Raw genomic sequence first — 24,314 nt, forward strand, 5'->3', positions numbered from 1 at the left:
ACTGACCACAATTATTTTTTTACCAAATACAGCAATCTCCTATTTTTTTATGAAAAAACTCATTGCGCATGTCAAACTGATGCGTCCGGCTAATGTAATCACTGCCATTGCAGATATCATGGCGGGTTTTGCTGCTTCTGGCCTGGCTATTCAGTGGATAGATAATGGTGACCACAGTGAATCCTTAATGTGGCTGGCGTTAGCCACTATCGGATTATATGCCGGAGGTGTAGTGTTCAATGATGTATTTGATGCCGAACTGGACCGTATTGAGCGTCCGGAAAGACCTATTCCCAGCGGCGATGCCAGCTTAGTCAGTGCAAGTCTTTTAGGAGCTATACTATTAATATTAGGAGTTTTATCTGCCTGGATGATATCATTGCTTAGCTTGCTCATTGCTTTTCTGGTAGCTGCCTGTGCCTTACTGTATGATGCCTGGGGAAAACATCAGAATATCTGGGGCCCTATCAATATGGGGATGTGCCGAGGAGGAAACCTTCTCTTAGGCGTGAGTGTGGTTCCTGCTGTTATCGGGGAGGTATGGTACATCAGCCTGATTCCAGTCATTTACATAGCCGCCATCACCATGATCAGCCGGGGAGAAGTGCATGGTGGAAACAGGCAGGCCATTCGTGGGGCAGCTTTTATGTATGGCTTTATTTTTATTTGCATACTCCTGCTGGCATTTTTGTTCAATCAGGTGTATTGGCAGGTAATCCCTTTTTTGGCTCTGCTGTCCTACTTCATATTTCCTCCTCTCTTCAAAGCACTGCGAAATCCAGAACCACGGCTGGTGGGCCTGGCGGTCAAAGCGGGTGTCCTTTCTCTTATTATACTGGATGCCGCACTGGCTACCGCATTTACCGGTTGGTTCTATGGGCTGGTCGTATTGCTCCTGTTTCCCATCTCCCGCCTGGTAGGAAAAGCTTTTGCGGTAACCTAAACATACGCGCTTGAGGCACTTTTAGCATAGATTCATGGTTGTTTTTGTAGCATAACTATTATCTTGCAATCTATCTTTCTGATCAATACGAGTACATGAAATCCATACAGCAGACTTTTAGTGTCCCTTTCCAATACCAAGTTTTATTTACAGAAAAACTTTTTCATACAAATAATACTCTATTGGCCGAGCTCGTCAGAAGCCAGCAAAAGCCTAAAGTTTATTATGTGGTAGATAGTGGTGTTGCCGAAGTCCACCCGACACTGTTGCGGCAGATCAACAAGCATGCGCAACATTATGCTAAGGATTTTACTTTATGTGCTCAGCCTCTGATCGTACCGGGAGGCGAGCAGGCAAAAAATGACACTAAACTTCTGCAGCAAATTGTAGAGGCTACCCATACCTACAGTATAGATCGCCACTCTTATATCATTGCCATAGGCGGTGGTGCGGTGCTTGACCTGGTAGGTTTTGCCAGTGCGGTATCACACCGCGGCATACGGCATATCAGGATTCCTACGACTGTATTATCTCAGAACGACTCCGGTGTGGGGGTAAAAAATGGGATTAACTATTTTGGTAAAAAAAACTACTTGGGCAGCTTCGCCCCTCCATTCGCTGTAATTAACGATTTTGACTTCCTTTCTACCCTGAATGATCGTGACTGGAGAGCAGGAATTTCAGAAGCCATCAAAGTCGCGCTGATCAAAGACGAAGCCTTTTTCAAACAACTGGAAAAAGATGCGGAAGCCCTGGCCAGCCGTGAAGCTAAGCCCATGCAGGAGCTAATTTATCGTTGTGCAGAGCTGCATTTGGAGCACATCTCAGGAGGAGACCCTTTTGAAATGGGATCTTCCCGTCCCTTGGATTTCGGACATTGGGCTGCACATAAGCTAGAGCAGCTTACAAACTATGAAGTGCGTCATGGGGAAGCCGTAGCGATAGGGATTGCCCTGGACGTCACTTACTCTCAGCTGAAAGGCATGATCAGTGAAGAAGATCTACACAGAGTGATTTATTTACTGAAAGTACTGGGCTTCACCCTGTATGTTCCCCAAATGGAGCAGGAAGAAATTGTACAGGGCTTGCAGGAGTTTAGAGAACATTTGGGCGGAGAACTTACTATTATGCTATTGGAAGCCATTGGGCGAGGGGTAGAAGTACACCAGATGGATGTGGTACTTATCCGTGAGGCGATTTCAAAGTTAGAAGTTTTTGAAGAGAGCGATCTTATCGTATAATATATCTTTTTTAAACTGTTTTTATGAAACTGAATAAGCAGTACCAGCTTACCTATTGTACTAATATTCATCCGGGCGAAGACTGGGATAGCGTCATGCAGACCCTGGATATTTATGTGCCCAGAATCAAAGCAGCCCTTTCTCCTGATGAGCATTTTGGCATTGGCTTACGTCTCTCGCGACAGGCAGCTGACCAGTTAAAAAATGCCCATCATCTGGCAACTTTTAAAAACTGGCTGGCAGCCCATGATTGTTATGTCTTTACCATGAACGGCTTTCCCTACGGAGGCTTTCATCGTCAGCGAGTGAAGGATGAGGTGCATCAGCCCGATTGGACTACCGAAGCACGTTATGAATACACCCGCAATCTTTTTCATATTCTAAGCGAACTCCTGCCCGATGCGATGGACGGCGGTATCTCTACTTCACCTATTTCCTACAAATACTGGCACAAGAATGAGAAAAAAGTCGAGGCGGCTATGGAAAAAGGTGTAAAATATCTGAGCAAGCTTGCCTGGCAACTGTACGAAATCAGAAAGCAGCATGGTCAGTTTCTCCATCTGGATATTGAGCCCGAGCCGGATGGGCTGCTGGAAGATACCGAAACCACGGTGCATTTTTATCAGGAACACCTGCTCCCGCAAGGGATTCAATATTTGGAAGAGAAGCATGGAATGAAGGCTGAAGAAGCAGAAGAATGTCTGCGGGAGCATATTCGTGTCTGCTATGATGTATGTCATTTTGCCGTCATGTATGAAGAGCCAGCGACAGTATTTCAGCGCTTTGAGCGAGAAGACATACGTATCGGAAAAGTGCAAATCAGTGCAGCATTAAAAGCAAACCTCCCACAAAACTCAGCAGAACGTAAACTGACCGAGCAGGCTTTTCAGCATTTATCAGAATCTACTTATTTACATCAGGTAGTAGCCGCCAATCAGAATGGTACTCGCCAGCAGTATCCTGACCTGCCAGATGCCCTGGAGCAAATCAACGATTCTCAGTATCAGGAATGGAGAACACATTTTCACGTGCCGGTATTTTTAGAAAACTATGGTTTATTACAGTCTACCCAGGATGATGTGCTGAAGACTTTTCAGTACCTGCAAAGCCACCCGGTCACGCACCATCTGGAGGTAGAAACTTATACCTGGGAAGTTTTACCTGAAGAAATACGTATAGAGTTGGGTGAATCTATCGCTCGGGAACTACAGTGGGTAAGAGAAAATTTTGAGCAGGCATGAAGAAAACTGTTGTCATCAATGTAGTAGCCCTCTCCCCCCGCCTTATCGGTGGACATACACCATTTCTGAAGCAGTGGAGAGACAAGGGCAGGCAAATATCTATTGACCCGGTGCTGCCAGCAGTTACCTGTAGCTCGCAGTACACCTATCTGACCGGGAAGTATCCCGAAGAGCATGGTATCGTGGGTAATGGCTGGTACTTTAAGGACGAATGTGAAATCAAGTTCTGGCGGCAGTCTAATCATCTGGTACAGGCGCCTAAAATCTGGGAAGAGGCGAAAAAAGCAGATCCCGATTTTACCTGTGCCAATATGTTTTGGTGGTACAATATGTACTCCAGCGCGGATTATTCAGTAACCCCCCGCCCCCTTTACCCTTCCGACGGACGCAAGCTACCGGATATCTATTCGTACCCTATGGATATGCGTGATCGCCTGCAGCAGGAGCTGGGCCAGTTTCCTCTCTTTAGCTTCTGGGGACCCAATGCCAATATCAGCTCCACCCGCTGGATAGCTGATGCCAGCAAGAAAGTAGAAGAATGGCATAACCCTACCCTTACACTCATCTACCTGCCTCATCTGGATTATAACCTACAGCGCTGCGGTATTGATTTCAGCAAAATTGCCAAAGATTTAAATGAGATTGATGAGGTATGTAAAGACCTGATTACTTTCTATGAAGCTCGAGGGGCGGAGGTTGTGTTGCTCTCAGAATATGGCATTACGGATGTGAACCATCCAATACATATTAACCGTGCATTGCGTAAGAAAGGATGGATTACCATCAAAGAAGAACTCGGTCTGGAAAGGCTGGACGCAGGCGCCAGTCGTGCATTTGCTGTAGTAGATCACCAGCTGGCCCATGTGTATGTCAATGATAAAAGTATTATGGCAGAAGTAAAGCAACTGCTGGAAGATCTACCCGGTGTAGAGCTGGTACTGGATGAGGAAGGGAAAAACCAATACCATATCAATCACGATCGTGCCGGTGATTTTGTGGTCGGAGCTGATAAAAATTCCTGGTTTAGCTATTATTACTGGCTGGACGATAAAAAGGCCCCTGACTTTGCCCGTACCGTAGATATTCACCAGAAACCCGGTTACGATCCGGTAGAAGTATTTGCTGATCCTGACATCAAATTTCTGAAAGCGAAAGTAGGAATGAAGCTGCTGAAGAAAAAGCTGGGCTTCCGCTATTTGATGGATGTGATTCCTCTGGATGCTACATTAGTCAGGGGCTCGCATGGCCGTATTCCTGAATCAGTAGAAGACCGTCCTTTGTTAATTAGCCAGGATAAAAACTTATTAGCTGAAGAGCATATAGCTCCTACCGAGGTGTACGACGTAATGATGCAACACTTACAAAAATAAATAATACAGGAGGGATACGTCCCTCCTGTGTAAAATTTATAATATCTCCCCCGCCCCTGCTTCTTCTTCCAGGCTTTCCAGTTCGCTGATAGCGAGTGCAATCTGTGCGCGCTGCTCTTCCAGCAGTACTTCCGTAGAATCATCAAGACTCTTACTCCTCAAAGCTTTATTGTAGTCCTTTAGTGCAGCCTCCTCACCTCGTATACACTCTTTGAGAACAGCGTCTTCATCATTTTCTGCGGTAATCTCAGACTTGAAGTTGATCCATGCCCTATGCAGTTCGCTCATGATGCTGGTGTCAGAGACAGGCTTTCCGCCCAGGTCCAGAATTTCTTCAGCGATATCTATAGCAAAACCTTGCCGTATGTCTGCATTCTGGAGTAAAAAATTAGCCAGACGAGAATTTTTCACATTTTCTGCCGCGCTACGATAGCCTTTCTCAGCATCGTAGTTTTTTTCCAGCAATTCATTAAGGATATTGACTGATCTTTTATGCTCTTCCATAATTAAGAAATTAAGGTGGATGAAAAAATTGTGTTTAAATAATTCTCAAAACGAGTACTTGCTCAAAAGGTTTTTGGTCCTTCTTGCCTTTTTTTAAAAGCTGCAATTCCTTGTAAAACAGGGACTTTAAAGCGTGAAATTTATTTTTACTCTCACTTTTTCTCACCCCTGATCAATAAAAAAAATCCCTCTAAAAATATAACATTTCTGATATGAGAGGAGTAGGGTGCAAATGAAATTTAATAAACAGGTATTTGCGTACCGTGTTGTAGTTAGGATATAAACCTGTACCAAACCTTATAATTCCTGCCCTTTATGAAAGCTACAAATTCTAGACAACGACAAGTCAGTAAAAAAAGAATTACCAAGGGACGATTGCTCAAAAGAACCATTGGGAGAAAAAGAAAACTACCAAAAAACAGTAGAAGAGATCGTATTAACAGTCGTAAAACAGCCGATCAGGCTAACCGCCAGTTGAGCAAATTTCGTCAGGCATCCATTGTGGCAGTAGCCTTCACGATGCTACTTTTACTGTTTTTTCCCGGCGGAGAAGCTTCACAAGCCCAGGATTCAACGGAGGCAGAAACCATAGTGGCTGAAGAAAAAAGTATGAGTGAAAATACTTCGGTGGCTGCCGATGAGGCACTTGCTACCGTAAGGGAGTTGTGGAATGGCTTTTACCAGAATTTGCCCAAGCTGCTCATAGCATTGTTGGCACTTCTCCTCGCCTGGGTGTTTCTCAGGCTACTACGTCCTTTGATCCGTAGGCTTACCCATCGCTGGAACTTCTCAAATGCTGTGATCGCAGTGTTTTCTATTTCTGTCTGGCTTTTGGCAGCGGGTGTGGCACTTAGCGTACTGGCGGGAGATATACGGGCACTGGTAGGTTCGGTAGGCCTGGTAGGACTTGCCCTCTCCTGGGCACTGCAAACGCCCATTGAGAGTTTTACCGGCTGGCTGCTCAACTCCTTTCAGGGCTACTATAGCGTAGGAGACCGCATCGCAGTAGGCGAAGTGTTTGGCGATGTGTACCAAATTGACTCACTCACCACCACCGTCTGGGAAATCGGTTCGCCCGATCAGCCGGGAGCAGTGCAGGCTGAGCAGTCCACCGGGAGGTTGGTTACTTTTCCCAACAATGAGATTCTGACCGGCACGGTAATTAATCTGACAAGAGATTTTCCTTATGTATGGGATGAGCTGGCAATCCCTATTGCAAATGAGTCAGACATATCATTGGCAATGGAGGTTTTACAAAAGGTCGCTGATGGACTATTGGGAGCGTATATGCTTCAGCCCGCTCAGGATTATGCTCAAATACTAAAAAAATCGAACATCCATGAAGCAGTAGCAAAAAAACCTCAACTCTTCATTTCTGCTACCGACTCCTGGACCAATATCACGATTCGCTATCTGGTGGGAGCCAAAGCCCGCAGAAAATGGAAAAGTGACTTACAGATGGCGGTAAATAAGGAGTTGAGCCTGACAAAATATAAAAAGAAAATTATCTCTGCTTATGTACGACAGCAATATCAGCCTCTAGATGAGGATGGAGTCCCAATTACTAAAGCAGTATAAATAAAAAGAGGCTTATAATGACTTTGAGTAGCCATAAACAAGATAAAGCAGAAAGAAGCAAACACCTACCCTTGCAGGACGTTGTTAATATGTGTACCTACGTACAAGCTATTAATACATACGAGAAACAAATAAGTTTTTTCATCTAATTAAAAACCAATACAAGTTATGGCAAATTGTTTTGCACTTTTAGGGTGGAGTTTACCTGTTATTGAGAGCATGCAAAAGCTCAACAAACCTTATGTAGTCGTTTCCTTCCCGGATTTTGAGTCTTATGCTCAAGAAAATAATATTCCTTTTGTTTCCTACCAGTTTGATGAGTGGAGCGACAGCTCAAACTCTATTGACCTTGCTGAAAAACTAAAATCTTTCAATGTAGATGTAGCGGTGCCTTTGTTTGAGGAAACTGTAGAATGGGCAGGAGCGCTCAATTCCATTTACAGAAATGACCCTCGCGTACTCAACAGAGCCTTTTTGTTCCGAAATAAAGCCATGATGAAACGTAAGGCACTGATTGGCGGACTAAAAGTAGGTTTTTTTGAAGAAGTTCATAATCGGGAGCAGGTACGTGAATTTATGAAAAGACTCAACCAGGCCAATTTGCAGGTGCCCGGTGAAGAAGATAGTTGGGTGCACCTCAAGCCTTTTGCGGCTGCCGGTACAGTAGGGCATCGCCTGCTGCGCTCCATGCGTGATATTGACGAAAAAGTAGAAGACACCGACTTTCCCTGTATGGCTGAAAGCCACCTGAGTGGACGAGAGTTCTCCTGCGAAGCTTATATTAACAAAGGAAAAATCCGATTCCTGAACATTACTGAATATGTCAAGTTAGGCTATTCTAACTTCATTCCTGAGGGGCATTATCTGGAGAGCAAGCGTGACCTTATCCATAAACATGTGCAGAAGCTGGTGGATATCTTCGGCATAGAATATGGTATGATTCATCCCGAGTGGTTCCTTACAGAAAATGATGAAATGAACTTTGGTGAGGTAGCCTGTCGTATCCCCGGAGGCCATATTTTAGAACTGGCAGCCAAGGCATATGACTTTGATGCTCTGGGTGCGTTTGTGCTGTCTCATGACCCAAATATTACAGAAGAAGAGCTGGATGCGGTTTTTCCTCCTAAAGGACATAAGCCGGAAACTTATTACGGAAATGTGATGATATATCCCCGTAAGGGAAAAATCTCCAAACTGGAAATTCCTGACGAACTTACAGAGGAGCCGTATTTTGTAGATCACAACTTAGTGCCTCCTTTGAGCACACAAAAAATTGATTCTCGTGAAGGTTATGGGAACCACTTTGGTACAATTAATTTTAAAGGAGAAGACCCGGATCGTATGACCGAGCTACTGAAGCATTATGAGAATGTAGATTTCTATTTATAAACCATTGAACGAATAAAGTTATTTTAGCAGAACAGAATATTGACAACTTCCAAAATTCCTATCAGGAGTTTCTGGAAGCCAGTGAATTAACAAAACAGGATAAGGCCACAAAACTCATTAGTCAGGTTGATAAACTCAGCCTGACCCTCGAGGGCATGGCGTATCTGTACGAAAAGATAGGCCCCCTGGAAAAGGCAGGTGTATTTAAAGGAACGCCTTGGAATGAACCCAACAAGCTTGTCCCTACCCTGGTAAAGGGTACCCTGAAAAGCGGACACCCAAACTCTTCTTTTGAAGTACTTAGTGAGCTGCGTATGCTTGCTTATGCCAAAGGAGACATCAAATCTCGTAAGCTAAGCACTGATGAAGCCGCTAATTTTCTGGAAGAGGTGCTGGTACATAATCTGGAATTCGTTTTTCAGGAGCCCACAGAAGAGTCACGCATCAACATGAGCGAGCGCGAGCTGAAGAAGATTAGCTTACTGTTTAGGTTTTTGCTAGAGCATTCACGGCTGGAAGGTATCAAAGAAAAACTGGCGGAAGAGATCACCATCGTTTGTGAACAGCGCCCGGTAGTGACACGTACTGCACGCGAAATTATCAGTTTGGTAAAACAAAAAGTCCAGCTGGACACCCAGTCAGAAAGCGACAGTACGTTGCAAATGTATGTAGATGAACTGTATGCCCCTTCCACAGGAGCGAGAGAGCACCAGGAGCTTGAGGCCTATGAGGAATTTCTGAAGCAAGCCAGCCCGGATGTGCTGGCAAAGGAAGCTTATGAGATGGGGAAATCAATGCGTGCCCACGGTCTGGTAAGTAATTTTCATGCCAGCCTGCTACTTCACCTTATTGCTGCTGAGCAGGATGACTTAGTTCCGGCGGCTTTTGAGCTTAGTGATACTGGTGAAGCGGAATGGTATAGACATAAGAAGTTTGTAAGAAAACTGATTAGAGAGGTTATTCATCCTAACAATGCTCAATGTATCTATGGTTTTGCCAAGATGCTGGAAAAAGGGCTGTTTTCTCGCCAGGCTGTACGTGCCGGTCTGGACAATATGCGACGCGTTAGGCTGCATAGCAAGACTGAAGAAGATATCATACAATCTATCGTGCAAAAGCATCCGGATGTAAAAGCTTTGCAGTACCTTATTGGTGCACTGATCCGTATCTTAGGCCAGCCGCTGGGGGTGGGGCAAGGAAACAATCCTACCTGTCAATCAGCACGAGGTATTAGCATGTGGAGCCAGCATGCTCCTGCCAAGCTGATCAACCTGGTGATTACTGCCGCTACGCAGAACAATCTGGCATTCCGCTTTGAAGGCCACGAACTGGAGTCAAGTAAACTGGGCAAAGGTTTGGTAGAAAATATGGATTATAACCTGGATGCGGTCTCGGTAGTACTGGTACCTAAACTGGATAAGATCTATAATGAAATGATGCGCCTGGCGTCCGGCCGGGGAGAAGACCCCCACAAATGGGTAAACCCCGCGCTTTATGGACAGTGGATACAGGTGGGCTTTGCCTCAGTATATAATTACCTGCTCAATGCTATACAGGATTTCAAGGGCTTTCAGCGGATATTTTATGCCTCCTGCCATCCCGATTTTAACGGAGGGCACCGACTGGTTTATCCTAATCCGGTAGGTATCTATATTACTTCCTCCCGAGGGGATATGCTGGGTTTCCATGCAGTATCACTTTTACGCATTCGTCGTGACCCTGAAGGTGAAATGAGGGCTTATTTTCTAAATCCTAATAACGAAGGCCGCCAGGACTGGGGCCAGGGGATAAAACCTTCAGTGTATGACCACGGGGAAAAGCACGGAGAGTCTTCTTTGCCATTCTACCAATTTGCTTCAAGAGTGTATGCTTTTCACTTTAATAGCTTGGAAGCAAAGTATTGGGTGGACAAAGTGCCCAGTCCGGAGATCAAGAAAGTAGAAAAGCTGGCCCGTGAGAGTTGGGGTCGCGCCTATGTTTGGAATGAAATCAAAAAACAATGGTAAAACACTCTTCAAGAATATTATTAAATCAGGCAGCACTCAAAAGCAACATTAATTTTATCAAAAAGAAAACCGGGCCTGATGTCCGGTTTTCTTCCGTAGTTAAGGCCAATGCCTACGGCCACGGTATTCATCAGTTTGTTCCCATGGCGGAGGCATGCGGGGTCCGTCATTTTTCAGTAGCCTCAGCTTTTGAGGCAGAGGAAGTGCTGGAAAGCGTCACCAAAGGTTCCGGCATCATGATCATGGGTATACTTTATGAAGATGACATTCCCTGGGCGATTGAACATGATATTGAATTTTATATTTATAATTTTGATCGACTTCCTAAAGCGTTGGAAGCTGCTAAAAAGTTAAATAAAAAGGCCAGAATTCATCTGGAAGTAGAAACCGGGGCCAACCGCACAGGCCTGCAAGATGATGAGTTTCCGAAAGCGTTGGAGTTTATGAAGGCAAATCAGAATTTTCTGATTTTTGAAGGCTTGTGTACACATTTTGGCGGGGCGGAGAGCCTATCCAATCAGTTTAAGATAGATCAGCAGCACAAACGCTACAAAGCATTTATAAAACAATGCCGGACCAAAAAGTTAATGCCTAACTATAGACATATCGCCTGCTCCGCAGCAGCGCTGGCCATGAAAGACACGGTTTATGATATGGTAAGAGTAGGGGTAGCACAATACGGCTTCTGGCCCAGCCCCGATATTTACTACCTCCATTTGCAGGAAGTAGGTAAGACTTCTGATAAACCTTTGAAGCGTATCTTTACCTGGAAAACAGACATCATGGATATTCGCCATGTGAAAGCCGGGGAGTTCATAGGGTATGGTACAGCTTATCAGGCTACGCAGGATATGGAAGTGGCAGTAATGCCTCTGGGCTATTCTAATGGATATCCTCGTGCTCTATCTAACCGTGGGCATGTTTTGATAGGCGGTAAAAAAGCACCTATCGTAGGCTTAATTAATATGAACCTCTTCATGGTAGATATTACTCACATCCCCGACACCAAGGTAGGAGATGAAGTGGTGCTGGTAGGGCGTCAGAAAAATAATGTGATCAACGTACAGTCCTTCACCAATTTTACGCACTTGGTAAACAACGAAATGCTAAGTCGGCTGCCGTCGGCTATCCCCAGAGAAGTAGTAAAATAGAGAAAAGTTACCAGCAGTGGTAGTGAAATACTGGACGGTTCAATGAACATATCCTCAATTTTCATTGCCGGGGAAAGAGATAGCTAACAAAGGGAAAATTGTCAGGTTAAGTGAGCGAGTAAATTTTTTCGCCTAAACATTTTCAATTTTTTAGCATGAAAGCACTTGTTTATCACAAACCTAAAGATGTAAAAGTAGATACCATTCCTGACCCTATCATCCGGGATACCCGTGACGCCATCATAAGGGTTACTTCCACAGCAATCTGTGGTTCAGACCTTCATATTTACAATGGCCTGATTCCTGACAAGCAAAAGTTTGTAGTAGGACATGAGTTTATGGGAATAGTGGAAGAAACCGGTACAGATGTCCGAAATCTGAAACGAGGTGACAGGGTGGTCGTCCCATTTCCTATCGCCTGCGGTCAATGCTTCTTCTGCCAGCAACAGCAGTTGCATACCCATTGCGAAAATTCTAATCCCGAGTTTTATGGCCCCGAAGGAGACTTGACCAAAGGAAAAGGCGGCGGCTTATTCGGGTATACCAGCATGTATGGCGGATATGATGGCGGCCAGGCAGAATATGCCCGTGTTCCCTTCGCTGATTTTGGTCCTCGTAAAGTCCCCGATGAACTTAGCGATGAGCAGGTACTCTTCCTGACAGATATTTTTCCTACCGGATATTCAGCCATTGACTGGGCAGACGTCAAAGGAGGTGAAACAGTAGTAGTCTTTGGCTGTGGCCCGGTGGGCATTATGGCCCAAAAGTCTGCCTGGCTTAGAGGAGCTGAGCGGGTAATAGGCGTAGATATTCAGCCCTATCGCCTGGAAAAAGCAAAACAGGCCGCAGGAAGTGAAGTGATCAATGCTGCCGAAGAAGAAGTAGCAGAGGTAGTAAGAAGCATGACTGAGGGAAGAGGAGCCGATATTTGTGTAGATGCGGTAGGCATGGAAGCAGATCGCTCAATCGTCAAGAAAGTAACCAGCACCTTGGGTGGACAAGTGGGCTCTGCTAAAGTATTGGAAAACTGCTTTGATACTGTAAGAAGAGGTGGAATGGTAACTACTACCGGAGTATATGCTTCCTACCACAATAATTTCCCCCTGGGTAAATTTTTTGACAAAGGATTAGGCTTAAGAGGCGGACAAGCACCGGTGCAACGCCATATTGATTATCTGATGGACGTAGTAAAAGAAGGTAAAGTCAAGCTTGATGATATTATTACCCACCGCTTGCCATTGAGTGAAGCCGAGCATGGCTATAAAATCTTTAATGAAAAGGAAGATAATTGTGTGAAAGTAGTACTACAGCCATAGTATTAGAAGTGAGAAAGAGCCCTTGAATGTACAATATTTTGCATTCAAGGGCACGATTTCTGTTCACTGACAATCTAAATTTGTCAGTTGAATTTATGAAAGACTATGTGATAAGAGGGGCTTTAAGCTTGTTGCTCATCCTGCCCTGGAGTTGTAACACCGATGATTGTGGAGATCTGGGGGGAACACAGTATTACCAGATTACCGATATTACCCTGGCCAATGTTCGTTTGATAGAAGGAGGGTATAGCATAGAGGAAAATATCCCGGCCCAGACAGCAATTGCCTATAATCGTTATGGGCTTAACCTGATGCCGCTTTCGGAGGAAAGTGACCAGCCGTCTCAGAACTTAACAGCAGGATTCTTTCCTGCGGCTTATGCCTGTTCACCAGTATCTCCTCAGCCTACTGAAGAAATCGCTGATATTGCTGTCTTTAGTGATGCGGATTATGTGCAGGCCGGCAGCAGTAAAGTGATAGCTGCTGGAGACACATTAAATTCAATCTTCAAAATTTATGATTTCTATAGCGGACGTATCGTAGGGCTCACTGACTTTCTTATTGATGATGGTCTTCTGGCTTCAAATGATCCTATTATTTTACAACCTGCTTCTGAACCTGAGTATGCACAAAAACATGCTTTTACTGTGCACTATCGTCTTACAAATGGAGAGTTTTACAGCATGACAGCTCAAACGGTGACCTTAACACCCTGAACAAGTCTTTCTTTCTGAGGTTAGGTAAGTGTAAATCACTTTTGAAATTAAAAACAGATTTTTATGGCTGACACAAGCATAAAGAAGATAGATTCAACTCATTCACCTGAGATGAAAAACGGTGAGAAATTTTTAGCTTCAGGAAAAGGAGTGTCCATGCGGATGTGGGAAGATGAGTCCCCTAACATGAATAAGCCGGAAGTAAGCCGTCCTTACGAAACAGTGGGTTATGTACTGAAAGGAAAAGCGGAACTGCACTCCGAAGGGCAGGTGGTAACGCTGGAAGCCGGCGACTCATATTTGGTACCCAAAGAAGCTAAACATACTTACAAAATTCTGGAACCCTTTTCGGCAGTTGAAGCTACTTCTCCCCCATCGCAGGTGCATAGTAGAGAAGAATAATATTTCTTAAGCGGCAGCAAAATTTGTTGCCGCTTTTTTTTATGCCCAAAACTGAAAAGAAACAGATACTTACAATCAATATTGAATGACCTTCAGCTAATTCTTTCAAATGTATCTTTCCAAAACTATTAAGTGGTAATATACTGATAAGATCAGAAAAAAGCGTTTATCTTCATAGGCATAATTTCCGATCAAAATATTAGCACGCAGATGTTAAAAGTATTGGTAGAGGATATTATTTACAGCTATACATATGCTGAGGTAGTAGGCATTACAATTGCTTATTTTCTTGTACTGTACCTTGGCCTTGCCCCACTTTTCTTATGGGTCTGTAAGCTTTTATGGAAAAAGGGACACTTACAGCAAATTATTTCCCGAAAAGCTAACCCTCAGCAGATTCGTTTTGAGATCGGTCATTCTCTCAAATCCGTATTTATTTTTGGACTGTCTGCCATCCCGATGGTTTGGATGATCCGGGAAGGCTGGGTTATACTGCTTCCCAATACCTTTGGTTATATAATATTAGGACTGATCATCCTGAGCATCTGGAATGAAATCCACTTTTTTACCATCCATCGTCTGATGCATATTCCCTTTTTCATGAAAAGGGTACACTATGTGCACCACCGATCCATTACCCCTACCGTATATTCGGTCTACAGCTTTCATGGACTGGAAGCTTTTTTACTCAGTACCGTTCCCTTGACCATTGCCCCCTGGGTTCCTTTTTCACCTATGGCTATATTCCTGTATCCTCTGGTAAGTATCCTCTTAAATTTCTGCGGACATTGTAATTACAGGTTTGGTAATGGCACAGGTGCAGGCTGGAAAATACTGAGTACGCGCCATGCCGAGCATCATCGCAAAGGAAGGAAAAACTATGGTTTCGCCAGCCCTATCCTGGATAATTTGACTGCTTTGAATACTTCAAAACCTAAATCCAACGTTTCTAATAAGGAACAACAGCCCAATGCATAAAGTCTACATCACTTCCCTGGGCACATTTTTGCCAAATGCGCCTGTCTCTAATGATGAGATGGAAGATTATCTAGGCAGAATTAACGGTAAAAGCAGTATTGTCAAAAACCGTATGCTCAGGCAAAACGGCATTATGTTCAGACATTATGCTTTGGACAAAGCCCAGCAGAGTACCCACACCAACGCACAAATGGCTGCCCTGGCTATAGGACAGGCGCTGGACAGGAGTAGGCTTAAGGCTAAAGATGTTCAATTGCTGGCTACCGGCACTACCCAGGGAGATTTGCCGGTGCCGGGCTTTGCTAGCATGGTGCATGGAGAATCTGGACTTTCTAAATGTGAGGTAGCCAGCTTTCAAAGTGTATGTGCCAGCGGGATGATGGCGATCAAAAATGCGTATACGCAGATCTACTGTGGGGAAAAACAAAATGCGGTATGTGTAGGCAGCGAGTTTGCCAGCCGTTTGTTCAAGGCTTCACGCTATGATGCCCAACAAATGACTTCCGTGCCCTTTGATACGGAATTTCTCCGCTGGATGCTCTCCGATGGTGCGGGTGCATTGGTTTTGGAAAACCATAAAAGAGAAGATGGTTTATCTTTTAGACTTGACTGGATAGAGTTGACGTCCCATGCCCATCAGTTTCCGGAGTGCATGTACACTGGCAAGAATGACAACAAAAATTCGCGGGAAGCCAGTTGGCTGGATTATCCGGATTATACGGCCGCTGCCAATGCCGGGGCAATCAACTTGAAGCAAGACATCCGGCTGCTGGAACAGGTGGTAAAGACCGGTATAGCCCATTATTTTGAGCTCATAGATCAGGAAAAAATAAAAATAGAAGAGGTTGACTGGCTTTGCTGCCACTATTCTTCCGAATTTTTCAAAGCCCCCATCAAAGAGCTGATGGCCAAAGGTGGCGCTCTGATTCCTGATGAAAAATGGTTCAGCAACCTGGCTACCAAAGGCAATACCGGAGCAGCTTCTATATACATCATGCTGGAAGAGCTCATGTATTCCGGCAAATTGAAAGATGGAGATAAGATACTATGTATGGTGCCGGAGAGTGGCAGGTTCATTACCTCTTTCATGCTACTTACGGTAGAAGGCGCAAAAACTACTGATAAAGCTTATCCATTGCGTGAGATTGAGGCCCCTGAATTGGTGGTGGATCCAAATCCTACTTCAGAATGGCTGGTGCGGCAGTTGAGCCAGACCTGGATTGACTTTGAAAGTAAACTACTGAAAGTACCCATTGTGCGTAAAATCCATGACGGACAGCTAAGCCTGGAAGATTATAAACTACTACTGATGGACCTGCGGCAGCAGGTAATAGATGGGTCGCAGTGGATTTCTCGTGCGGCTTCCAATATTGATATTGAGCTGTTTGAGCTGCGCTCTGCCTTCATCAAACATACCGCTACTGAACACAAAGATTATCAGCTACTGGAGAAGAACTTCCATGCCTTGGGAGAGGATTTGAGCAAGATCCGCAGCGGAAAAAAAAATGTGGGAAGCGTGGCGCTCTCTTCATTTATGTTTCAGCAGGCGAGCAAGCCTAATCCCATAGATTTGCTGGGGGCTATGTTCATTATTGAAGGCATTGGAAAACGACTGGCCGGCTATTGGGGAGAAATGATGAAAGACCAGCTGCATCTTCAGCAGGATCAGGTTTCCTTCTTCACTTATCATGGCGTAGCGGATGAAAACCATTTTCATAATCTGGAGCAGGCACTGAATCATCCGAGGATGGACAGGGAGGTTGCTGGGAAAATTGCGAAGACGGCTAAAGTGACCGCCCGCCTGTATCAGATGCAACTGGAAGAACTGGGTAACTACTAAAATCTCAATCGTATGGGCTCACAACACATGTTTGACCTTTCCACCCACGACAGCCGCGATCCAAATCCCTGGCTGGCGATGTACCTGGATAGCAGTATTCCGATCAATGACCACACCAAGCTGGCATTGATGCGTGATAACAGCTCACGCTCGGTTATGTATCTGCTTCCGCTGGTCCGCTTCTGGTCCAAGATCATGATCTTTTTGTATCCATGTCTTCAAATTCTTCCTCCCTAAGTTTCCTGATTCCTCCAGGGTGCTTCATAAAATCTTGGCCTGGGGACTGAAAAACTTTGTGAGTAGGGATGCTAATTTGCTGATCTTCAGGCATTTCCATGTGGGGAGTGAGATTATGCAGTTCATCGCTAAAAATGTGGAAGGCGTAGAAGTACAGACCAGTCCGCTGAAGCCCAAAGATTTTGAGGATATCAAAGAGGATCTCTTTTTGAAGCATGATCTGAATCTGTACAATTTTGTGATTAACCTGAACCGTCAGCTCAAAGAAAAGAAGCTGGGTATCAAAGGAAAACGTCCGATTGATCTGTCTATGATTACGCCCGATCGTTTTGACCACATAGAATTTCCTGACCGCTGGACGAATATTTTGGATTTAAGGTCAGCCATTGAGCTTTTCACCCCTTTCTATCAGTTTTTTCTTACAAATAATGATTTTATCAGAGCTTCAAATTCGCTGCAACTGGATGAGACTATCGGTATTTACACCTCACAAATTCTCAATACACCGGGGCATCTGAGTTTGGTGAACAACAAGCATCCGATGGTACCGGAGACGACTTATAGTGCAGCTTACAGGTTAGTACTCCATGGTTTGGCGGCAGAAACTTTACATGCGGTGCTGGTTAACCTCAAACAGGAACGTTTTGCCGATGGTGTGATCACTCCAAACGTACAGCCAACTACTTCTTCTTAATGGCCAGCTGACCGCAGGCGGCGTCTATGTCTTTGCCACGGCTCCGGCGAACATTGACAATAACCCCTTTCCTTTCCAGATAGGCGGCAAACTGATCCAGACGGTCGGCTTCGGTATTTTTGAAGTCAGCTTCCTTGATAGGATTGTACTCTATAATATTGACCTTGCTGGGCACGCGCTTGCAAAACTCCCAGAGCTCCCGGGCATCTTCCAGCGTATCGTTGAAGTTATAGAAGACAATATATTCAAAGGTGACTCTACTGCCGGTCTTGTCGTAAAAATAATTCAGTGCTTCACGCAAAGCTTCCAGCGTATTGCTCTCATTGATCGGCATGATCTGATCTCGCTTTTTATCATTGGCGGCATGTAGCGAGAGTGCCAGGTTAAATTTCACCTGATCATCTCCCAGCTTTTTGATCATCTTGGCAATGCCCGCCGTAGAGACCGTAATCCGCTTGGGCGACATGTTCAGACCTTCAGGAGAAGTGATATGTTCAATAGAAGTCAGTACGTTTTGGTAATTCAGCAGGGGCTCGCCCATACCCATGTACACAATATTAGAAAGGGGTATTTGATAATTTTCTTCTGCCTGCTGATTAATTAAAACGACCTGGTCATAGATTTCAGCAGCGTCCAGGTTACGCTTGCGCTCCATGTAGCCGGTAGCGCAGAACTTACAGCTGAGGGAGCAACCCACCTGCGAAGATACACAGGCCGTCATACGGCTGTCCGTAGGAATGAGTACACCTTCTACCGCATGTCCATCATGCAGCTGAAACATCGATTTGATGGTGCGGTCGCTGCTGAAGTTTTGTTCCTGTATGGCAACGGGTTTGATGACAAAGCGCTCCTGCAACAGCTCACGTGTGTTTTTAGAGAGGTTAGTCATCTCTTCAAAGCTTCGGGCAGACTTTTTCCACAACCATTCCTGTATCTGCTTGACGCGAAAAGGTTTCTCCCCTATTTCTGCCAAAAATGCCTTAATAGCTTCAGGTTTGGCTTTACGAATATCTGTTTTCTTTTGCTGTGCACTGACTACACTCATACGAACGAATAATGATGAATGAATTATGAAGAAAAGCTAGTTTTCAGATGATCTTGGTTAAGCCTTAATCAATAGATCAAACGAAAGTCGGCTTACTTCTCTGCAAATTTATGATATATTTGCTATGATCTATTACTACAATATTTATAAGCTACTAATTCAAAATTAGACGAATAAGTTGAGAAAAACCCTAGAAAGCGCCAGTAACTTTATTGATGGCATGAATGAAGCCATTGGCAAAGGTGTCTCCTGGCTCAACACCCTACTGGTCATACTCATTTGCTACGATGTGGCGGCCCGCTATCTTTTCAATACCTCCTCCTCTGGAATCGTAGAACTGGAATGGCATATCTTCTCTTTCATTTTTTTGTTGGGAGCAGCCTATGCCCTGAAGCACGATAAGCATGTGCGGGTAGATGTATTCTATCAGAATTTTTCACCAAAAAAACAGGCTTGGGTCAATCTGATTGGCACGCTGCTATTTTTAATTCCTTTCTGTATCATCACCATTCAGTCTTCACTGAAATTTACAGCCAATGCCTATGCCATCAACGAAGGATCACCTGATCCGGGAGGTTTACCCGCTCGTTTTATTGTGAAAGGGGCTATTCCTGTTGGTTTTTTTCTGCTGCTCTTACAAGCCTTTTCTTTAGCCTTCCGATCATTACTAACCGTTACCGAATCCACTAATAGCGACCATGCCTGATATACTGCCGATTATTCTCTTTCTGTCTATTTTCCTGTTAATTCTTTTTGGCTTTCCGGTGGCCTTTACGCTAGGTGGAGTATCCATCTTGTTTGGGTTGGTAACATTCGGTCCGGACTTCTTTTACCTGCTGCCCCTGCGCGTCTTCGGCACCATGACGAATTATGTGCTGTTGGCGGTACCGCTGTTCATCTATATGGGAATAATGCTGGAAAAATCCGGCCTGGCGGAGAGCCTGCTGGAAACGATGGCCTTGCTATTTGGTCGCTTTAAAGGGGGGTTAGCCATTTCAGTGATCATTGTAGGAGCGATGCTGGCCGCATCAACGGGAATTGTAGGAGCCACGGTTATTACCATGGGCCTGATCAGCCTGCCTACCATGCTCAAACGTGGATATAGTGCTGAGCTGGCTACGGGGACCATTGCTTCTTCAGGAACGCTGGGGCAGATCATTCCACCCTCGGTGGTACTGGTACTTTTGGGAAGTGTATTGAATGTATCAGTAGGCGACTTATTTACCGCTGCGCTCGTACCCGGACTGGCGCTGGTGGGATGCTATTTGCTGTATGTGGTGGGAGTGGCAACTTTTAAGCCGAGCGTAGCGCCTCCCATGCCTGCTGAAGAGATTGCTGAATTTAGAAGAGAGGGAATGTTGAAAAGAGTAATTGCTGCCTTTGTGCTGCCTTTTCTGCTCATCGCAGCCGTATTGGGGTCTATCTTCGCGGGTATTGCCTCTCCTACCGAGGCAGCAGCAGTGGGCGCTATGGGTGCTTCTTTGCTAACAATCCTTCAGGGACGCTTTAACATAAAAGTGCTGAAAGAAGTGATGCAGGAGACTACTCATTTGACCTGTATGGTGTTTATTATCCTTGTAGGAGCTACCGCTTTCGCCCTGGTCTTTCGTGGTATGGAGGGAGACCGCTATCTGGTGGAGCTAATTGAGCAGGCCAACCTTTCACCCATGGCTTTTCTGGCAATTGTAATGGTAGTGGTATTTGTTGCTGGCTTTTTTATTGATTTTATAGAGATCATTTTCATCATAGTACCAGTAGTAGCACCTATTTTTAGTGCAATGGGCATAGATTTAATATGGATTGGAATTCTGCTGGCGCTGAACTTACAGACTTCTTTTCTCTCTCCACCCTTTGGCTTCTCTCTCTTTTACCTGAAAGGCGTAGCCCCACCGCAAGTCACTACCGGTCATTTGTACAGAGGCATCATCCCTTATGTGATTATACAATTGGTTTTTCTGGCTTTGGTGGTCATCTTCCCTGAGCTCGTTACTTTTCTGTTGGAAGATTAGGAGAAGAAGACTGACCGGTAGTTGGAAGCCAAATAACGGAAGTGAGTGTTCCATGTTCCAGCTCTCAATCTTCCGCTTTAAGTAACCCTACCTTTTCCTTCATAGGAGAATTTCTTTAAATTATGTTCTACAACAACCTGCACCTAACATGTACAAGACTGTCTATTCTACTTTTTTCTTCATTTTTATTGGCTACTTTGGCATAGCTCAACCTTCTACTTCTCCCATGCAATGGCCAGACGGTAAACGTATGGCGCTCAGCCTGAGCTTTGATGACGGACGTCCCAGCCAGGTGGATGTGGGAACACCGCTCTTTGATCGCTATGATGCCAAAGCTACTTTCTACCTGGTACCTTCTGCTGTGGAGCAGCGCCTTTCTAAATGGAAGCAGGCGGCGAGCAACGGTCATGAAATGGGCAACCACTCACAGAAGCACCCCTGTTCCGGCAACTTTCTTTGGGCAAGAGATAAAGCTATAGAAACGTATAGTCTTGAGCAGATGGAGAAAGAGCTAAAAGACGCCAATCAGCAGATTGAGCAAATGTTAGGCGTGACACCCACTACTTTTGCCTATCCCTGCGGGCAAACGTATGTAGGGAGGGGTACACAGACACAAAGCTACGTGCCGATAGTCGCAGAATTATTCACAGCAGGGCGAGGATGGCTGGATGAAGCGCCTAATGATCCTTCTTACTGTGATATGGCACAGATTACAGGGGTTTCTATGGATGCCAAAGACTTTGATGAAATAAAACCTATGATAGAAGCTGCTGCAGCGCAAGGTCTTTGGCTGGTACTGGCAGGTCATGATATCGGGGAGGAAGGTGCACAAACTACTCGCACAGAGATGCTGGAAGCCTTGATTCAGTATGCCCAAGATCCGGACAATGGTATCTGGCTGGCCCCGGTTGGTGAAGTAGCGGATTATGTAGTGGCAGAGCGCTGAGCAAGCAAAAAAAATATTGAAATCCAAATTTTCAAAATCATTATATAGCTTTCTAAGTTGTGCATAACAAACGTAAAGCTATTTTTTATGAAATCTAACTTTCACATTTTTCGGACAATTTTCAGAGAATATCAGTGGATTCACCTTAGCCTTGGGATTATTGGTAATATTTCGTTCTTCGTAGGCAGTATTTTTTTTCTGTATGAGTCACTCAAAGATGCTGGGGTATGGCTATTTATCATTGGATCTTTTGGAATGCTGATCGGTAGTTTAGGAAGTGCCATTGTGAAATATGAGGAGAAAAAGCAGCCTGCTTAGCTTTTTACTATAACTCAAAGAATTCTTTCTGCCTGATGAGCTAGAATAGCAGTTTACAATTTCCTATGGGTCTGAACGTTACATTCTCACCCGTAAAATTATTTGGTATGGCATCAGGGAAAGAACATACAATGGGGTCAATACTGCTGACTCCGCTGGCCGGTTTGGTAGCCTGGCACCTGAGCGGGGGTGATCAGGCAGTCACGGCACTGGCTGCCGGTGGTTGCCTGAGCGGTATTTTCATAAGTCCCGATCTGGACATGCCGACCCGCACGGTATCGGAAACTACGCTGCTGCGCTGGTCCTGGGGAGTGGGATATATCTGGATTTTCCTCTGGTATCCATATGCCTTATTTTTTAAGCATAGAGGCATCAGCCATTGCCCGCTGGTAGGTACCTGTACGCGCCTGATTTATATGGTGGGCTTAGCTTTTCTGATACAGGAAATTTTTCGGCAAACGATGCAGGTGGATGGGCAGCTGATGTTCTGGATGAAAGATCATTATCTTGCCCTGGCTATTTTCTCAGCGGGCTTAGCGGTTTCAGATATAGGTCACTGGATTATGGACAATTTCTGACAAACCCTGATGATAAATGCTCTTAGCAGGTTCACAGTTTTTCTAAAACAACTGCTTTAATCTCTCCTACATTTTGTTGAGGAATGTTCAAGGCTTTCAGGCTGATCCTTTGTTCTCCCTTTTCAAGCTGAATACTCCCTACTACTAGACTTCCCCAGCTCTGTTCGTAAGACTCCTGTCCCCGGTCAGCCCGATCATATCCGCTAATGATTTTCGGAGTGAAAGGCTGATTGATTTTGCGCGAGACTTTATCGTTGGGCGTAGTAAGTTGCATCTCAGCCCCGGTTTGCTCCGTAGAAGCAGTGTATTTAAGCATAGCTTTATACTGACCGGCTTCTACCACATCCAGCTTCCAGTACATACTGTCTTGCCTATCTGTCCATTGATCCACCCAGTCATTAGCCCAGCCATGCGGACCAAATTTGTAAGAAAGGCCTTCAGAAAGAGTAGCCTCATGCGCTGGTAAGGTGACTACTGGAGCCTGATCGTATCCTACAGGAATAGGCGGCGCTTCAACACCCTTGGAAGTAGCCTTAGAAAACCATCGCAGATAATCTTTGTGCAGACTTCTGACAATATCTTTACGCTCAGTAGCCAAATCTTTTGTTTCGCCCGGGTCATTTCGCATGTCAAACAGGCTGATATCATTTTCGCTCTGCATCACCAGTCGGTATTGTGGCATGCGGACAGCGCCGGGATAAGTCTTGATTTCGCCATTTACCTGATGGGTAAAAATAGTGCGGTCTTTATCCAGATAATCTTTTTCACCGATGAGCAGTGGTAGAAGGCTAATACCATCCAAAGGTTGAGTTTTTATTGGCTCCAACTGGCACAATTCGTAGAGGGTAGGCAAAATATCTATATGAGCAGTAATCTGATCAATCACCCTTCCTTTTGGTAAGTGGCTGTCCCACTGGATAAAGCTGGGTACCCTAACCCCTCCCTCATGCACATGAGCCTTGCGGCCGCGCATGCCTCCGTTATAGCGCCAGGTATTGGGTCCATTATCAGTGATAAAAAGTACGATGGTATTTTCATTAATATCCAACTCATCCAGTCTTTGCAGAATACGCCCTACATTGTCGTCAATATTTTCGCACATCCCATAGATGGCTGCCAGCTTATCGTCTAACCCTTTAGCCTTATACTTATCAAAATACTTATCCGGTACCTGAAAGGGGCCATGCGGAGCATTATAAGGGATATAGCAGAAGAAAGGCTGGCTTTGATTTTCTTCAATAAAATTAATGGCGTAGTCAGTCAAGACATCTGTAATAAAACCTTTCGTCTGGATGCTGTCCTGATTATGCTCCAGTTGGGTGTCAAAATAATTGTACCAGTGCCCTGCCTTAAAACCTATGAATTCGTCAAACCCCTGCCCTAGCGGATCACGTGGATAGTGGGCGCCATTATGCCATTTGCCAAAGCAGCCGGTGGCATAGCCATTCTGCTTGAACATTTCAGCCAGGGTCACCTCTTCGCTTTGCATATCTTCCATGCCGCCAGTTACCCAGGAAGTACCTGTACGTAGATGATACCTTCCCGTAAGCAGGCTGGCGCGGGTAGGCGCACAAACAGGACTTACAAAAAAGCGGTCAAGCCGTACTCCTTCTTTGGCGAAATTGTCCAGCACAGGCGTTTCAATGGTGTCATTACCATGAATCCCTAAATCACCATAGCCCTGATCATCGGTAAGGATGAGCACTACATTCGGATGATTGACTACCGGATACTCTTCCTCCTCGGGAAGGGTGTCACAGGCAAAAGCAAAAAAAAGAGAGATTACAGCAAGGCATTTGAAACGAAGCATAA

The 24,314-nt window shown here is 45.0% G+C and carries 23 protein-coding genes; 20 read left to right on the forward strand and 3 right to left on the reverse strand.

Going from position 1 to position 24,314, the window contains the following annotated elements; genetic code table 11:
• Positions 1-49 precede the first annotated feature (49 nt).
• The 4 genes from eboC to OKW21_RS28740 all read left to right on the forward strand — a co-directional run bounded on the left by eboC (position 50) and on the right by OKW21_RS28740 (position 4,795).
• Positions 50-943, forward strand: coding sequence for a UbiA-like protein EboC (eboC, locus tag OKW21_RS28725; RefSeq protein ID WP_277486504.1), 894 nt, complete (start codon positions 50-52; stop codon positions 941-943).
• Between the two features lie 95 nt (positions 944-1,038).
• Entirely contained in the window at positions 1,039-2,184 is a 1,146-nt protein-coding gene (locus OKW21_RS28730; protein ID WP_277486505.1) for a 3-dehydroquinate synthase, read from the forward strand.
• Between the two features lie 23 nt (positions 2,185-2,207).
• Positions 2,208-3,425: a metabolite traffic protein EboE gene (eboE, locus tag OKW21_RS28735; RefSeq protein WP_277486506.1), complete on the forward strand. Its 1,218-nt coding sequence runs from the start codon at positions 2,208-2,210 to the stop codon at positions 3,423-3,425.
• On the forward strand, positions 3,422-4,795 hold the full coding sequence (locus OKW21_RS28740) for an alkaline phosphatase family protein (protein ID WP_277486508.1): 1,374 nt from the start codon (positions 3,422-3,424) through the stop codon (positions 4,793-4,795). Before eboE ends, OKW21_RS28740 begins: the two co-directional genes overlap by 4 nt.
• A 36-nt stretch (positions 4,796-4,831) precedes the next feature.
• Here the strand turns inward: OKW21_RS28740 and OKW21_RS28745 are convergent, their stop codons facing one another.
• A complete protein-coding gene (locus OKW21_RS28745) occupies positions 4,832-5,299 on the reverse strand; it encodes a ferritin-like domain-containing protein (protein WP_277486509.1) in 468 nt (155 codons plus the stop codon).
• Positions 5,300-5,614: 315 nt separating this feature from the next.
• Here OKW21_RS28745 and OKW21_RS28750 point away from each other — a divergent pair, with 315 nt between their 5' ends.
• The 11 genes from OKW21_RS28750 (at position 5,615) to OKW21_RS28800 (ending at position 17,606) form a co-directional block, all read left to right on the forward strand.
• Complete coding sequence (locus OKW21_RS28750) at positions 5,615-6,877, forward strand: mechanosensitive ion channel family protein (RefSeq protein ID WP_277486511.1); 1,263 nt, start codon at positions 5,615-5,617, stop codon at positions 6,875-6,877.
• Between the two features lie 168 nt (positions 6,878-7,045).
• Positions 7,046-8,266 (forward strand): ATP-grasp domain-containing protein, encoded by a 1,221-nt coding sequence (locus OKW21_RS28755; protein WP_277486513.1) that lies wholly within the window; start codon positions 7,046-7,048, stop codon positions 8,264-8,266.
• Between the two features lie 155 nt (positions 8,267-8,421).
• Positions 8,422-10,272, forward strand: coding sequence for a hypothetical protein (locus OKW21_RS28760; protein WP_277486516.1), 1,851 nt, complete (start codon positions 8,422-8,424; stop codon positions 10,270-10,272).
• Positions 10,266-11,423: an alanine racemase gene (gene alr, locus OKW21_RS28765; protein WP_277486518.1), complete on the forward strand. Its 1,158-nt coding sequence runs from the start codon at positions 10,266-10,268 to the stop codon at positions 11,421-11,423. Before OKW21_RS28760 ends, alr begins: the two co-directional genes overlap by 7 nt.
• Before the next feature lie 155 nt (positions 11,424-11,578).
• Complete coding sequence (locus OKW21_RS28770; RefSeq protein ID WP_277486520.1) at positions 11,579-12,739, forward strand: zinc-dependent alcohol dehydrogenase; 1,161 nt, start codon at positions 11,579-11,581, stop codon at positions 12,737-12,739.
• A 95-nt stretch (positions 12,740-12,834) separates the two neighbouring features.
• Positions 12,835-13,455: a hypothetical protein gene (locus OKW21_RS28775; protein ID WP_277486522.1), complete on the forward strand. Its 621-nt coding sequence runs from the start codon at positions 12,835-12,837 to the stop codon at positions 13,453-13,455.
• 63 nt (positions 13,456-13,518) lie between these two features.
• Positions 13,519-13,857: a cupin domain-containing protein gene (locus tag OKW21_RS28780; protein WP_277486524.1), complete on the forward strand. Its 339-nt coding sequence runs from the start codon at positions 13,519-13,521 to the stop codon at positions 13,855-13,857.
• A gap of 210 nt (positions 13,858-14,067) precedes the next feature.
• Positions 14,068-14,835, forward strand: a complete 768-nt coding sequence (locus OKW21_RS28785) for a sterol desaturase family protein (RefSeq protein WP_277486526.1) — start codon at positions 14,068-14,070, stop codon at positions 14,833-14,835.
• The gene (locus OKW21_RS28790; RefSeq protein ID WP_277486528.1) at positions 14,828-16,675 is read left to right on the forward strand and encodes a beta-ketoacyl-ACP synthase III; all 1,848 of its coding nucleotides are present in this window, start codon (positions 14,828-14,830) and stop codon (positions 16,673-16,675) included. The genes OKW21_RS28785 and OKW21_RS28790 overlap by 8 nt, the downstream gene beginning before the upstream one ends.
• A 12-nt stretch (positions 16,676-16,687) precedes the next feature.
• A complete protein-coding gene (locus OKW21_RS28795) occupies positions 16,688-16,912 on the forward strand; it encodes a DUF6999 family protein (protein ID WP_277486530.1) in 225 nt (74 codons plus the stop codon).
• A 19-nt stretch (positions 16,913-16,931) separates the two neighbouring features.
• The gene (locus OKW21_RS28800) at positions 16,932-17,606 is read left to right on the forward strand and encodes a DUF6999 family protein (RefSeq protein ID WP_420870127.1); all 675 of its coding nucleotides are present in this window, start codon (positions 16,932-16,934) and stop codon (positions 17,604-17,606) included.
• On the opposite strand, the gene rlmN is transcribed toward OKW21_RS28800, so the two are convergent.
• Positions 17,593-18,651: a dual-specificity RNA methyltransferase RlmN gene (gene rlmN, locus OKW21_RS28805; RefSeq protein WP_277486534.1), complete on the reverse strand. Its 1,059-nt coding sequence runs from the start codon at positions 18,649-18,651 to the stop codon at positions 17,593-17,595. The genes OKW21_RS28800 and rlmN overlap by 14 nt on opposite strands.
• A gap of 178 nt (positions 18,652-18,829) precedes the next feature.
• On the opposite strand from rlmN, the gene OKW21_RS28810 reads away from it, so the two are divergent.
• The 5 genes from OKW21_RS28810 (at position 18,830) to OKW21_RS28830 (ending at position 22,502) form a co-directional block, all read left to right on the forward strand.
• On the forward strand, positions 18,830-19,357 hold the full coding sequence (locus tag OKW21_RS28810) for a TRAP transporter small permease subunit (RefSeq protein ID WP_277486536.1): 528 nt from the start codon (positions 18,830-18,832) through the stop codon (positions 19,355-19,357).
• Positions 19,350-20,660, forward strand: coding sequence for a TRAP transporter large permease (locus OKW21_RS28815; protein WP_277486538.1), 1,311 nt, complete (start codon positions 19,350-19,352; stop codon positions 20,658-20,660). The genes OKW21_RS28810 and OKW21_RS28815 overlap by 8 nt, the downstream gene beginning before the upstream one ends.
• 148 nt (positions 20,661-20,808) lie before the next feature.
• Positions 20,809-21,606 (forward strand): polysaccharide deacetylase family protein, encoded by a 798-nt coding sequence (locus OKW21_RS28820; RefSeq protein WP_277486540.1) that lies wholly within the window; start codon positions 20,809-20,811, stop codon positions 21,604-21,606.
• 87 nt (positions 21,607-21,693) lie between these two features.
• The gene (locus OKW21_RS28825) at positions 21,694-21,924 is read left to right on the forward strand and encodes a YrhK family protein (RefSeq protein ID WP_277486542.1); all 231 of its coding nucleotides are present in this window, start codon (positions 21,694-21,696) and stop codon (positions 21,922-21,924) included.
• A 107-nt stretch (positions 21,925-22,031) separates the two neighbouring features.
• Complete coding sequence (locus OKW21_RS28830; protein WP_277486544.1) at positions 22,032-22,502, forward strand: DUF2227 family putative metal-binding protein; 471 nt, start codon at positions 22,032-22,034, stop codon at positions 22,500-22,502.
• A 31-nt stretch (positions 22,503-22,533) separates the two neighbouring features.
• Here OKW21_RS28830 and OKW21_RS28835 read toward each other — a convergent pair whose 3' ends face one another.
• Positions 22,534-24,312: an arylsulfatase gene (locus tag OKW21_RS28835; RefSeq protein WP_277486546.1), complete on the reverse strand. Its 1,779-nt coding sequence runs from the start codon at positions 24,310-24,312 to the stop codon at positions 22,534-22,536.
• Positions 24,313-24,314 lie beyond the last annotated feature (2 nt).

This window comes from Catalinimonas alkaloidigena (assembly GCF_029504655.1).
Lineage (GTDB): Bacteria > Bacteroidota > Bacteroidia > Cytophagales > Cyclobacteriaceae > Catalinimonas > Catalinimonas alkaloidigena.